At 38.4% G+C, this 12,178-nt stretch carries 16 protein-coding genes and 1 pseudogene; 9 read left to right on the top strand and 8 right to left on the bottom strand.

Annotated features, from left to right (window positions below):
• The first annotated feature begins 396 nt into the window (after positions 1-396).
• From VOI46_RS19980 to VOI46_RS19965, 4 genes are read left to right on the top strand one after another with little or no spacing between them, the layout of a single operon-like run.
• Complete coding sequence (locus tag VOI46_RS19980) at positions 397-1,899, top strand: curlin (protein ID WP_282337784.1); 1,503 nt, start codon at positions 397-399, stop codon at positions 1,897-1,899.
• A 37-nt stretch (positions 1,900-1,936) separates the two neighbouring features.
• Entirely contained in the window at positions 1,937-2,335 is a 399-nt protein-coding gene (locus VOI46_RS19975) for a curli production assembly/transport protein CsgE (RefSeq protein ID WP_126009353.1), read from the top strand.
• Positions 2,325-2,750 carry a curli assembly protein CsgF gene (locus VOI46_RS19970; RefSeq protein ID WP_004587047.1) on the top strand — a complete coding sequence of 142 codons (426 nt, stop codon included), beginning with the start codon at positions 2,325-2,327 and terminating at the stop codon, positions 2,748-2,750. The genes VOI46_RS19975 and VOI46_RS19970 overlap by 11 nt, the downstream gene beginning before the upstream one ends.
• Positions 2,750-3,523, top strand: a complete 774-nt coding sequence (locus VOI46_RS19965; RefSeq protein ID WP_004587046.1) for a CsgG/HfaB family protein — start codon at positions 2,750-2,752, stop codon at positions 3,521-3,523. Before VOI46_RS19970 ends, VOI46_RS19965 begins: the two co-directional genes overlap by 1 nt.
• A gap of 131 nt (positions 3,524-3,654) precedes the next feature.
• On the opposite strand, the gene VOI46_RS19960 is transcribed toward VOI46_RS19965, so the two are convergent.
• Together VOI46_RS19960 and VOI46_RS19955 are read right to left on the bottom strand one after the other, a co-directional pair.
• Positions 3,655-4,344, bottom strand: coding sequence for a response regulator transcription factor (locus tag VOI46_RS19960; RefSeq protein WP_004587045.1), 690 nt, complete (start codon positions 4,342-4,344; stop codon positions 3,655-3,657).
• Between the two features lie 217 nt (positions 4,345-4,561).
• The gene (locus VOI46_RS19955; protein WP_232423983.1) at positions 4,562-5,032 is read right to left on the bottom strand and encodes a trehalase family glycosidase; all 471 of its coding nucleotides are present in this window, start codon (positions 5,030-5,032) and stop codon (positions 4,562-4,564) included.
• On the opposite strand from VOI46_RS19955, the pseudogene VOI46_RS19950 reads away from it, so the two are divergent.
• Positions 5,022-5,273 (top strand): annotated as a pseudogene (locus tag VOI46_RS19950) (TonB-dependent receptor); the annotation flags it as partial. The gene VOI46_RS19955 and the pseudogene VOI46_RS19950 sit on opposite strands and share 11 nt — an antisense overlap.
• 33 nt (positions 5,274-5,306) lie before the next feature.
• On the opposite strand, the gene VOI46_RS19945 reads toward VOI46_RS19950, so the two are convergent.
• From VOI46_RS19945 to VOI46_RS19925, 5 genes are all read right to left on the bottom strand, one after another.
• Positions 5,307-5,828 carry a hypothetical protein gene (locus VOI46_RS19945; RefSeq protein WP_004587042.1) on the bottom strand — a complete coding sequence of 174 codons (522 nt, stop codon included), beginning with the start codon at positions 5,826-5,828 and terminating at the stop codon, positions 5,307-5,309.
• A gap of 58 nt (positions 5,829-5,886) precedes the next feature.
• Entirely contained in the window at positions 5,887-7,389 is a 1,503-nt protein-coding gene (locus tag VOI46_RS19940; RefSeq protein WP_004587041.1) for an EAL domain-containing protein, read from the bottom strand.
• Positions 7,390-7,563: 174 nt separating this feature from the next.
• Positions 7,564-8,187 carry a GDSL-type esterase/lipase family protein gene (locus tag VOI46_RS19935; RefSeq protein ID WP_004587040.1) on the bottom strand — a complete coding sequence of 208 codons (624 nt, stop codon included), beginning with the start codon at positions 8,185-8,187 and terminating at the stop codon, positions 7,564-7,566.
• On the bottom strand, positions 8,187-8,699 hold the full coding sequence (locus VOI46_RS19930; RefSeq protein ID WP_004587039.1) for a DsrE family protein: 513 nt from the start codon (positions 8,697-8,699) through the stop codon (positions 8,187-8,189). The genes VOI46_RS19935 and VOI46_RS19930 overlap by 1 nt, the downstream gene beginning before the upstream one ends.
• A 64-nt stretch (positions 8,700-8,763) precedes the next feature.
• Complete coding sequence (locus VOI46_RS19925; RefSeq protein WP_004587038.1) at positions 8,764-9,237, bottom strand: flavodoxin family protein; 474 nt, start codon at positions 9,235-9,237, stop codon at positions 8,764-8,766.
• A gap of 77 nt (positions 9,238-9,314) precedes the next feature.
• Between VOI46_RS19925 and soxR the strand changes: the two genes are divergently transcribed.
• The 4 genes from soxR (at position 9,315) to VOI46_RS19905 (ending at position 11,598) form a co-directional block, all read left to right on the top strand.
• Positions 9,315-9,779 carry a redox-sensitive transcriptional activator SoxR gene (gene soxR / locus VOI46_RS19920; protein ID WP_004587037.1) on the top strand — a complete coding sequence of 155 codons (465 nt, stop codon included), beginning with the start codon at positions 9,315-9,317 and terminating at the stop codon, positions 9,777-9,779.
• A 97-nt stretch (positions 9,780-9,876) separates the two neighbouring features.
• Positions 9,877-10,521, top strand: coding sequence for a hypothetical protein (locus tag VOI46_RS19915; RefSeq protein WP_004587036.1), 645 nt, complete (start codon positions 9,877-9,879; stop codon positions 10,519-10,521).
• Positions 10,511-10,975, top strand: a complete 465-nt coding sequence (locus VOI46_RS19910; protein WP_004587035.1) for a zf-TFIIB domain-containing protein — start codon at positions 10,511-10,513, stop codon at positions 10,973-10,975. Before VOI46_RS19915 ends, VOI46_RS19910 begins: the two co-directional genes overlap by 11 nt.
• Positions 10,972-11,598 carry a rhomboid family intramembrane serine protease gene (locus VOI46_RS19905; protein WP_324738295.1) on the top strand — a complete coding sequence of 209 codons (627 nt, stop codon included), beginning with the start codon at positions 10,972-10,974 and terminating at the stop codon, positions 11,596-11,598. Before VOI46_RS19910 ends, VOI46_RS19905 begins: the two co-directional genes overlap by 4 nt.
• A 60-nt stretch (positions 11,599-11,658) precedes the next feature.
• On the opposite strand, the gene VOI46_RS19900 is transcribed toward VOI46_RS19905, so the two are convergent.
• Positions 11,659-12,165, bottom strand: a complete 507-nt coding sequence (locus tag VOI46_RS19900; protein WP_039972191.1) for a DUF6795 domain-containing protein — start codon at positions 12,163-12,165, stop codon at positions 11,659-11,661.
• Positions 12,166-12,178: the final 13 nt, after the last annotated feature.

The following is a 12,178-nucleotide window of genomic DNA, read 5'->3' as shown; positions in this document are numbered from 1 at the left end:
ACATACAACACAGTCATTTTTATGAATTACCGTCCGCCATTTTTACCTTTTTAAGGACCAAACATTTTTACTAGTTTTCCTTCCCAGTTTTGTTCCTATATAGATACTTTTTAATAACTCGATGAAATACATAAAAAATAAAATTGGTAAAAAAAGATGATTTAAGTCCTTCGCCGGGGAGAATACAGTGAAGGTGTATTTACAAAAAAGTTTAGCCACTTTATGTTTAATAAAAATGACAGGCTTAAACTTAGCATTTGTAATAACAAACGATTTACAAAATCAAATTAACAGTGGATCACACCATTATTTCAGCACGGCATGCTGAGCGAAAATATCTTATTAAAATTTATAACACTTAAGGTATTTGATTTTACTATTTCAAGGAGAATAATAATGAAGTTGAATAAAACACTTTTAAGCTGCGCTGTTGCATTAGCAGTCGGTACCAGCTTTGCCTCACACGCAGATACACAAAACAAATCAATGTCTAGCTCGCAACTAAGTACACAAGTATCTACAGAGAGTCTAGAAAACAGCTTAACCCTCAGCCAAACTTCAAATGAAAATAACGCGTTTCTTTATCAAGAAGGCGACAGCAACACCATGCTTGTGACCACCACAGGTAACAATAACGACACTGAAGTTGTGCAAAGCCAATTTGGTAATTATGCCGAAGTAACAACAACTGGCGATAACAACACGCAAGTGTACTCGCAAGATGGCGTTGCTAATGGGTTTATTTCTGAGGTAACAGGTAACAACAACATGTTATTTGTTAGCCAATTTGGCCAGGGCTTTTTCGTAAATAACGAAGCGATTAACATCGTAACCGGTGATGACAACCTTATTGATGTAGAGCAAGGTAGCGGCGGCCACTGGTTCTACAACATGGATATGCAAGGTAATGCAAATGAAATCATGTCTTTACAACAGGGTGAATGGCATGAAGCAGAAATCACCATGCTTTCAGGCGATGAAAACACACTTGATTTAGTTCAAGACGGCTACTGGGATACCTTTAAAGTAAGCAGCTTACAAGGTAACGACAACGAACTTGAAGTTGAACAAAACGGCGACCGTAACGCTGTAGCATTTAGTTCAATTTCTGGTGATGCAAATGAAATTGAAATTGAGCAAGATGGCTTAACAAATGCAGTAACGTTTGCAGCTGTTGTTGGCGATGATAACCAAATAGATTTAGATCAAGAAGGTTCATTAAATACAATTGAATCAAACTTATTTGAAGGCGCAAATAACGAAGTGACAGCAACGCAAGTTGGCGCTGAAAACTTAATGACAGCCGATTTAATTGGCGATAACAACGAGCTAACTTCACTACAAAACGGTGACTTTAACGAATCTTACATGGGTGTAATTGGCTCTGATAATGAGTTTTCAACCACTCAAGTTGGCGACTTAAACTCTGTTCACCTTGCTAACTTTAACGGCACAGATAACGATGTTGATTTAGTTCAATCTGGTGATGAAAACGTCATGCTGGTGCAATCGTCGTACCCTGATGTATCGCTTACATCAAACAATAACGATATTGATATTGCCCAAAGTGGTGCTCAAAACGAGGCAGTTGTTACGCTTGCAGGTATTTTAGATAGTAACGATAACCAAATAGATATTGCGCAAGATGGCATGTTAAACCTAGTCGATATGATGGTTGAAGGTAGTAGCCACAGTATTGATATTTCACAAGAAGGTGAAGGTAACTGGGTAAGCGGCGTTGAGCAGTCAGCCTTTTTAGTGGGTGGTGAAAACGTATCGTTCACAGTTACTCAAGTAGGTAACGATAACCTTGTTGAAGGCTCAGTAATTGGCTACGACAGCACGGTTTCTGTTACGCAAATTGGTGATGGCAATACAGCAACAATTACGCAAATGTAATTATTGAGGTGGGGAGGTTAACCCTCCCCATTTTATTATGAAAAAAAATATTCACTTACGTTACTACCTACTGAGTTTTTTTCTGTTTTTTTCTTCGCTAAGCAATGCTGCGCAAGAACTAGAAATAGATGGCTTACTGCTTGATAGAAGCATTAGTCGTTTTGGCCATCAATTTTATTACGAATTTTCAAATTACTGGCGAGATCTCCCTTCAACCGCTGGTTTTAATATAGAAATAAGAGAAACAGTAATACCAAAAGCTGGCACAAAGCTTTCGCTAATTATGAATAACCAACTCGTGTATGTAACCTATTTAGGACGTAGATTAGCGCCCCTCGACGAACGCGTTGAGCAAGCTGTTTACACTGTAATAGACGCGATGGCACGCTCAAATATGGCAACATCGTCACCCGATATGGCAGTAAATGGATGGTAAAATGAAAAAAATAGCACTTATAATAATAACAACACTTAGTTTTTCAGCCTCGGCAACTGAAATAATTTATACCCCAATCAACCCAAGCTTTGGTGGTAACCCACTCAATGCCACTATGCTGCTTAGTAAAGCGCAAGCGCAAAACAAACACAAAGCCCCAACCATCGAAAAAGGCTACGCCGAGCAATTTCAAGACTCATTAGAGCGCACGTATTTAAACCGCATGGTAAGAGAAATTACCGATATGGCGTTTGGTGAAGAAATTGAAGACAGCCTATTTGACCAAGACTCAATATTTATGAGTGGCGATTATCAAATAGAAGTCATCACCAGTACAACCGACACTATTACAGTAAAAATAACCAATATATTAGATGACTCTGTCGTGATCATCGAAGTTCCGAGGTTTGGATAATGCGCAAAATACTCATAACAATAACTCTATTAGCCATAACTGGTTGCTCAAGTATGGGAAACTTAATACCTCCCTCACAGCAAGTCGCCACCACATTAGAACCCACTGAAATATTTAGTGATTTAAAAAACTTACCTAAACCTGTAGGCAGTATCCCTGTGTCTGTGTATTCGTTTAGAGATCAAACAGGCCAATACAAACCGCAAACTAATGTTAGCTCGTTTTCAACTGCAGTAACGCAAGGTGCTAACTCTATTTTAGTGCAAGCACTGCACGAGTCTGATTGGTTTACACCGGTTGAACGCGAAGGCTTACAAAATATTTTAACAGAGCGAAAAATTATTCGTGCAGGCCAATCTGACAACCCTAACCAACCAGATTTACCGCCCCTAACAACCGCTAAAATAATTTTAGAAGGCGGTATTATTAGCTACGATACCAACGTAAAAACAGGCGGTTTAGGAATGGAATACTTTGGTATTGGCGCATCTGAGTTATACCGTGAAGATGCAATATCTATATATTTACGCGCAGTTGATGTTCGCACCGGCCAAGTATTACTTAGCGTAGCCACCAGCAAAAAAGTACTTAGCCAAGAAATGCGTGCAGGATTTTTTAGGTACGTAAGCTACAAACGCTTAGCCGAAGCTGAAGCCGGCTTTAGTGATAACGAACCGATGAGCATATGTGTAACCCAAGCCATTGAAAAAGCACTCACAGACTTAATTACAAAAGGAATTGATAGAGGGTTGTGGGCACAAAAAGCAGCGTAATACCAATGCGCAATAACATTTGATTAAGCGAAATTAGTATAAGGCTATAATTTAAAAACAAAAAAGGCTACATAATGTAGCCTTTTTTGTATGAGTGAATACAACAATCGTGTTTTAAAAAATTGCTATAACTACTTAGCCATAGGTAATAACACCGATATGTAACGCTGAGCCCAATTTGCTAATTCAACACGGTTACGAGAATTGGTTTTTTTAAAGGCACTGTACAAATGCGTTTTAACGGTGTGGTCACTTATATTAAGTTTATCGGCAATGGCGTTATTGCTCGCCCCTTGAGCAATTAAGTGAATAACCGATTTTTCACGTTTAGTAAGGTGCGCATAATCCCCTTTTTTGAGGGTAATGTCTTCTTGTAGGCTATTAAACGAAGAGGCAACCAAGAGAATATCTGAAAACGCTTTTGATATAACCTTTCGCGTAAACCATAACTCGCCTGCGGTTATTCTAACTAGCCCTTTAAAAATAGTTTCTGGTGCATCTGATTTATAAAACACACCATTGAAATGATTTAACAGTAGGTTTTTTTCGCACACGGCATTGGGCTCTACATTAAATAAGACAACTTTGTGCTTTTTAGCGAGGCAAATTAAGTCGGCAGGCAGTAAATCTAACCAGTTATTTTTAGCGCCATCAATTAAAAATAAATCAAACTTGTCCCTTTTCTCGTTTTTAGGGATCACGTCGTCCATTTTAATATCTCCAAAAATGGCTTGCATGGTTTTTAATATAGTTGTGTAGCTTTCACAGTGAAAAGAAGATTGAAACGTGGTTTTTACAAAAACGGCGTGTGGTTGTAGCATAGATTTCTTCCTTGAAATGTTTACACCACATTACCGAATTTATTAACAACTTACAATGCGCCCTTGGTATTATTCATACACGACATAAAACAATCACCAATTATATTTAGTTAATAGTTACAATAACTTAATGATAATGAATGAATTATTTTCATATAAAATACTGCTCTGATCAGTCCTCACATAACGTATAAAAGCGTGAGGTAACCCTGTTAGTCTAGCCAAAACCTTGCTGTACTACGTATTCTCCGCCCCCTGCTTTTAATTGAGGCACGCACACATTGTATTTTTCTAGTAGGCACTGATTAACAGAAGAGTCGTTTTCTACCATTGTTAACCAGTTTTTCATTATACGTTTACTAAGATCACTAAAACCGTAATTATTAAGCCCTTTAACAGCAAACCACTGCAGCGGAGCCCACCCATTAGGGCTATCCCATTGCTGTAATGTAGAGGTAACGGTAGTAACTATGCCACCGGCCTTTAAAAAGTCGCGGCTTAGTCGCTCGGCAATATGTTGAGCTTGTTGTTCAGACGCTAAGTTAAAAAATAATGCAGTACTTGCGGCAGCGCTTAACACCTTAGATTGACTCGCTTTGTGATGATTATAATCAACAAAAAAGTGTTGTTGCTCACTCCACATGTATTTATTAATCAGTGTGCGGCGAGCTGCTGCGTTATATGGCACACTGTCGGCTGTTGATGACCGCTTTGGTAACAACGAAAACACGGTGACTCTTGATGGCTACGAAAAAGTAGACTTAGGTTTAATTTTAGAACCTATGGAAGGCATAAAACTACAACTGGCCATTGATAACTTAACGGATGAGCAAGGTATAACAGAGGGCGACCCACGTAATGCCGATGCCCCAAATGGCCGCTATATTATGCCACGCACTACGCGCTTTAGTGTAAGTTATGCGTTTTAAACACACTTAATACTAAAGGGAGCTTGGCTCCCTTTATTTTATTTTTTCTTTAAGTGTATTAAGCGCCTCTACCGAAAAGCCCCTATCGTAAAAATGTAAAATTTTACCTTTGCTATCTATTAAAACAACGCGAGTATTGTTTGGGTTTTTATTACCTGTAAATTTTTGCACAGTGTCACCATCTTCATAAATAGTGATTACCCCGCCCCACAGCTCTTTTGGAATACCCTTGCGCATACCGCTGTCTATAAATGTACTAAACATACGCGGGGCCATACCTGCTATGGTAGGCAGTTCGTAAGTGGGTAATGTAACTCCTGTCATGTCTAAGCCAATTAACCAACGGTCTATGTCAAATTGGCTATCTTGTTTATAGCCTATGAGTAACAAGGTTTTATCGGCTTTAAAATCACTAGGTATGGTTACGCTTTTCTCATCTAGGCTTTGGCCGCTAATGGTAGGAAACTGCTTACCGGTAATTTGCTGATTTGGGTATTGAGCTGAGCACGCACTAAGCATTAACACCATAAATGCGCTGGCTATTATTTTAATCATTTTAAAACCTTACACTGTTATAAATATCATACTAATACGTGTATGAGGTAAAACAGGTTTAAACCGTTTGCAATTTTAAATACGCTTTAAACTCTCGAAGTGCCATGGGCTTGGCATATTTCCAGCCTTGGCCATAATGTACGCCAGCTTGTTTTAGTATGGCTTCTTGCTCATTTGTTTCTATGCCTTCTGCTACACTGGTGTAGTTAAACTTACGTACCAACGCCATAATATTAGGGATCATTGATGCCTTTAAGCCTTGTGTTGTTATATCTTGTACAAAGGTGCGGTCAATTTTAAGCTGATGAAAGCTCAAGTTTTGTAGATTTTTTAAGTTAGAATAACCCGTACCAAAATCATCTATCGATAAATTAAAGCCCGCCTCAACCAGCCTTTTAAAGTGGGTATGGGCAACTGTTGAGTCTAAGTATTCGTCTTCTGTTATTTCTAAACAAATAATAAAGCGCGAATCGGTGAGTGCAGGTATGTCTTTTAAAAGCGCAATATTGCCTGTTTCTACATCGTAGGGAAAAATATTAATAGAAATTTTAAAATTGCGCGGTAATGCCTCAACGGTGGTTAGCTCATAAAGTACTTTTTCAATCATGGCTTGGGTAAAGCGCCACGTTAAATTGGTTTTTCTTATAATAGGAATAAATTGATCAGGAAATAAAACCCCGTATTTATCTTCAAAACGGGCCAATGCCTCACAGCCAACCACTTTACCCGTTTGCAAACAAATAATGGGTTGGTAGGTCCAATAAAATGAGCCCTTTTTAAGGCCTTTGCGCACACGCGTGATAGTTGAGCGCCTAGCCGCTAAGCTATAGTCAATTAACAGTCCACTTGATACACCCGCTAACGAAATTAAAATAAGCGAAATAATCAATAAAAATTGATTATCAGCAAAAAATTGGCTCCACGGAAGTTGTGCGGCTGCGCAGTACCCGGGGTTATTAGTACTGCATTTTATAATTGATTCATAAGGTAAAAATGAGTGATTTTTTACCTGCTCATAAACCCCTTTAGCCCCCACTAAATGAAACGTCTCGCGCGTGTTTTTATAAAGTACTTCCCACTGAGGAGAAACAATTACTTTATCGTTAAAAGCGCGCGTATCGACTATTAAATTGTAATTACCTTGCCTTACAATTATCACTTCCATTGCACGGCCACTAAACAAAAGTAAATACAATTGTGGTTCGTACCTTACGCGCACAGGTTTATTATCGTATTTATCAATTCGAATGTAGTCGGGAGGATTATCGGTAATTGTAGCTGCCAGCTTTCCTGCACCGGTGGTGCAAACCAGCTCATTATTTGTAAAAAAGCCAATATCTATCACGTATTGTGCATCAAACAACGCGCGGCGCATTTCTATCAATGTATTGTTATTACATTGTTTAGCGTTTGCGTTATTTAGGCGGGTTAAAATTTTTCTACGTTCTGTTGCGGCAGCATCTATGTGTTGAACAATATAATTTGAATCTCGCGCTAACTGCCTACTTAGCTTTTGTGCAGCAAAGTACATAAGTGTGCTAGCACATATAATAAAAACCACGACACCGCTTAATACTGCAATTAAAGACCTACGTTGATATTATTTCATAACACCTTTTTAAAGAAGCTGTGTGTGAGTCAGGTGCAATAATAATTGCATATCTGGGCATAAAAGCAATCAAGCTTGTAAAATAATTAAAGCAAATTACGTTTTTAATTTATTGATTTGTTTGCATTATAATTGCAAAACCAGGTGGCTGAGTATATCGCTAAGCTGCTTATGGCCTTGGCTATTTAAATGTATACCATCACTCCCTAGGGGGGCGTTAAGGTGTGATATATCAACGTAATTAAGCGCGTGCTCGTGTGCTACACGTTTAAAGAGAGCGTTTAAGGGTTGTAATTTTTGATTATAGTTTAAATAAATACGGCTTAACCCATGCTGAGGGTTAATAAATAAAGGACCAATAACAATTATGTTCGGTAAATTAGCAGGCGAGTAAAATTGTTTAATAGAGCCAATAAAATGCGCAAGGCCGGTGGCTATATCTGTTGGGGCTAAGTTAAAACGCTTTTTTAAATCGTTAGTGCCAAGTGCAATAATGAGCGTGTGTAAAGCGTGTTGCTGCAAATCGGGTTTTAAATAGCGAATACCATTAAGCTCCCCCGTAAAAGGCGGGTTATTCACAAGCGTACGGTTTGGCTGCCCCGACTCTATTACGCTAAAGCCGCTGCCTAGCTGTTGCTGTAACCGCGCGGTCCAACGGGTCTTTTCATCATAGCGCTTACCTGTTTCGGGATTTAAACCCCACGTATTAGATTCGCCAAAGCAGAGTATATTTTTTGTTATTTGCGTCATTAAAATGGATTGAGCGTATAGCCTTGTTGTTGAAGTTGTGCGTGCGCGGTCATCGCAGAAAGCGACATTTTTACGCCATCAATAAGCAATTCAGGCGTTACTTTAAAGTGAGTTGCCGATTGCCCGCACACATACACCTGAGTGTTATTAGCAAGTAGCTGCTTGATTAAGGCTTGGTTTTTATTGTTAGCACTAAAGCGCTTTTTATATTCGCTGTTAGCTAACACATCAACGCTTGCGCTGCCGTGCACAACTAATGCAAGTTGAATGTTTTCAGGCTTTACACCATGCGCTACATGCATATTAATAAAACGCGCTAACGAATTTATTGAGTTATTTTGCTCGCCTTTTTTTGCGCCATCGGCAACATCAAATGCTATTTTAAATACCGTAGAGCTATTAATTTTGTCATGCTCGGGTACATTGTAATAATTACCAAACCCGTTAATTGGTTGCTCATTAGCATTAATAAACGGGCTAAAAAGCAGCGCTAACCCTAGTAAATATTTCATAAAACAATCCTGTGTTTTTAAGCGTATTACTAAACTACCAGAGACAACCAAAAAAGGCTGCAATTTAAGCAACCTTTTGGGTACTTTTATGGTGATGATTAATAAACTGCATACCTAAATAACTAAACGTATTTTTAAATTGCTCTACAAAACACGCCGGCGCTTCACTTGATGACGCATTAGAAAGCACTGAAAAATACTTACTACGCAGCGTTCGTAACTTTGGTTTTAATGCTTCATCGTCCATGTAGTCGGTTATTCTATCAATAAATAACTTCATTTGTACCGTGGTGCTGTACCAATAAACGGGTGAGGCAAACACCCAGTGGTCATACTTTAACAGTGCTTCAAATACCGCATAAAAATCATCGTTTTTATAGTTTTTACTGTAGCAGTATGGCGCTATTTTATAATCATCTAAGCATATTATCCTTACATCGTTTTGCTCAGCAAAGCTGTTAGCGTGTGCCTGCGTATTACCATTTTTACGTGCGCTTGAGTAAATAATAACAGTGCTACGTTTAAGTTTTTGTTGCATTTAGTTAGCTCCTTTTTTAATGTTGAAAGAAGCTTAAAACCTCAACTTATATTGAGGTCAACCGGAAATTTAAAACAATGACAATAGATCAAAAAAAACTAACCGAGGCTAACCTAACCGTAGGTTATGTCGCTAAGCGCAGCGGCGTAAAAGTATCAACCCTACACTTTTACGAAACAAAAGGACTCATACGTAGTTGGCGAAATAGCGGCAACCAACGCCGCTATAAAAAAGATGTTCTGCGCCGTATAGCGGTAATAAAAGCCGCACAAGCCATGGGAATAACACTTGATGAAATTAAACACACCCTGGCCACATTACCTGAGCAGCGCACTCCCACACAAAAAGACTGGTCAGCCCTTTCAAAGCAATGGCAAGCACAGCTTGATGAGCGCATAGCGTATATGCAGCGCCTACGCGACCGCGTAGATGGCTGTATTGGCTGTGGATGTTTATCTATGAGTAAGTGCCCTATTTATAACAAAAACGACCACTTAGGCGAAAACCAAAGTGGTGCTGTGCTGTTAAATTCATCTAGTTAGCATTAAAGGTACATTTATCGGCAAGTCGCATTGATAATTAGCTACAATGTAAGTACTCTATCATGTCTAAAAAGGAAGCAATTATAAGGATATAGCGTTGGAACCTACTAACCCAGCTCCACCCAATAACAACTCTAAAAACCCAGCTACAACACAAAAATTGGCACAGGCCTTAAAAACGGTCGATAACAAAGAACTCAAAAGTACTGGCTTTTGGCTAAATCAATTTTTTATGGTGATCTCTACTATTTTTGGCGTGTACTTAGCCGCTCAAAGCGGTTTAGAACTGGCACTTAAATTTGATAACTTTAGCAAAATGGAAGATAACTATTATTTACGTACCTCATTGTTTGATGAAGTAACCGATAATGTTAAAAGTGTGAGTGAATATGCAGCGCTTTTAGCTAAAAGCCCGCCAAAATCTGAAATGGAATATTTTAAGCCAACGCTTGAAAAATACATATGGCAAACAATGCAATACTCGCCAACAACGCTTGAAACTCCCAGCGAACTGTTGACCCAAATACGCCGTTTTTACTCTCGTTCAGAGTTTTCAATTAATGCAGCCGTTAGCAGAAAAACCTCAGCTAAGCATGCTGCAAGTGAGCTTAAAAAAATAGCAGAACAACTAAAAACGACTACCCTTCCTCGATTAAAAAATAGTGCCGAACAATTGAAAAAAGAGCTGCAACAAAACGATATTTCAGTCGGCTCATTAAAGGAGTTAACACATGCCAACTAAACGCTGCCCTCATTGTAAAGATCATCCATTAGAAGTAACCCAATATCAAGGTGAAGAAATTGACATCTGCCGAGAATGCGGTGGCTTATGGTTTGAAAAAAACGAAGTTAACAGGATGATCAGCGAAATAAATGAAGGGCCAGAAGGTGATAAATTTGAAACTCATTTTGGAGAATCTTTAGGTGTTTCAGAACTTGATTGCCCAGATTGTAGTAAAAGTTTAGAGCGTTTTCATCTTCTCGAGGCCTATCATACCGAAATTGATGTATGTAGACATTGTGATGGCACATGGATTGATAGAGACGAGTTAGAAAGCGTAGAAAAAAGCCCTGAATTAAAAAACAGCTTAAGTGAGCTCAATCAAAAAGTAAGTTGGAAAACCTATCTTTTTCAATTTTTAACGCAAATGCCAGTTGAATATAATATAAAACCACAAAAATCACCGTGGGTGTGACCCGCAGCCTTATTGCTTTAAATACACTCATTTTTGCACTGTATTTTTCAAATCCAAATGCCTTTAATTATGTTATTGATAATTTTGCGATGACACCCGCAGATTTAAGCCAAGGCAAAGAGTTATGGAGTGTTTTAACGTGTGTATTTTTACATGGCTCTATTATGCACTTAGTAGGCAATATGTATTTTTTACATATAGTTGGCGATAACCTAGAAGATGTATTAGGTTATAAGCGCTTTTTAATGTGGTATTTAGTGTGCGGATTACTTGCCTCGTTTGCTAGCTTCATAGTAAGCCCTATGTCGGCAATTCCTGGGGTAGGTGCAAGTGGCGCAATTGCTGGTTTATTTGGTATGTACTTAATGTGGTTTAGGCATGCAAGCCTTACTTTTATGTTTGTAATTTACCAGAAAAAGCTTTCTGCGGTGTGGTTTTTCGCGATTTGGTTAGGGTTTAATATTTTTGGTGCAATAACAGGCCCAGATGGAATTGATTATGGCGCATATATTGGTGGGTTTATAGCAGGCTTAATTATTGGTTACTTACTAAAAAACAAAATTTTAGCAGGAAACCCAATAATTCGTTTGCTTAATCAAAGCGAAGCACAGTTAAAACGTTAACAATTGCTATAAAGCCACTGATAGATAAACATTAGTGGCTTTATAAAGCTAACTTAATCCCTAGCGTATACACCGCGTATAAACTGTATAATACTGGCCAGTATCTTTTATCGGTATATCGTAAGTTTCAGCCTCTTCACTGAGGTCGCATTCAAAGTGATTTAGCATATCAGAAAGTAGCGCTTGCTCTTGCGTGAACTGTATTGAAGTATCCCAAAGTATTGAATCTTCATCTTTTTTATTTCCAATATAAATACTCTGTAGCAAAGAGCTATTAAAAAACATATTTGAAGGATTAGAGCTGCGTATAGTTTTACTTTTAAAGTAAAAATCTCCATTACTATCGCTTATTACTTCATCTGTGTAGGTATCACCATAAATGAGTTCTCGGGTAATTTTAACACCCGCCTGCGGCTCCCCATTTTTTAATAGCCGGCCTTTTATTTGCAGTGATAGTGTTACATCTTGTTTGTTAAAAAAGCCAAACATATCTGCGCATCCTTGTATCGGAAATAGTAAAAATAAAATAAGCGTTAAAGTGACACCTGCTAACCTTGAACTAGTCATAAAAGTCCTTTTT

Origin of the sequence: Pseudoalteromonas sp. CuT4-3 (assembly GCF_035666335.1) — a bacterium.
GTDB classification, from domain to species: Bacteria; Pseudomonadota; Gammaproteobacteria; order Enterobacterales; family Alteromonadaceae; genus Pseudoalteromonas; species Pseudoalteromonas atlantica.
The sequence above is the reverse complement of the archived record's forward strand: the minus strand, read 5'-3'. Positions and strand labels throughout refer to the sequence as shown.